The sequence below is a fragment of the Pseudoflavonifractor capillosus genome, assembly GCF_016902575.1.
Lineage (GTDB): Bacteria > Bacillota > Clostridia > Oscillospirales > Oscillospiraceae > Enterenecus > Enterenecus capillosus_A.
In genome coordinates this window covers 1-215 of record NZ_JACSNZ010000180.1, presented here as the reverse complement: position 1 = coordinate 215, position 215 = coordinate 1, and the positions used below count along the sequence as shown (strand labels likewise).

Annotated in this window: 1 rRNA gene; it reads right to left on the bottom strand. The window is 41.9% G+C overall.

The annotated features are described in order from the left end of the window. A 16S ribosomal RNA gene (locus H9X86_RS12365) occupies positions 1 to 85 on the bottom strand; the annotation flags it as partial. Positions 86 to 215: the final 130 nt, after the last annotated feature.

Here is a 215-nt window from a genome sequence, read left to right as displayed (position 1 = left end):
CTCAATCCGTTGATTCTCGTTCGACTTGCATGTGTTAAGCACGCCGCCAGCGTTCATCCTGAGCCAGGATCAAACTCTCAATAAAATGGTATCTAAACGGCTTTCGCCGTTCAAATCAATTTATTGAAGTAAGTTTTCCTTAACTTCAAAGATAAGAATTGATGAGACCCTTCATGTCTCTGTGTTACCAGTTTCCATGAAGGACTCGTGTCCTT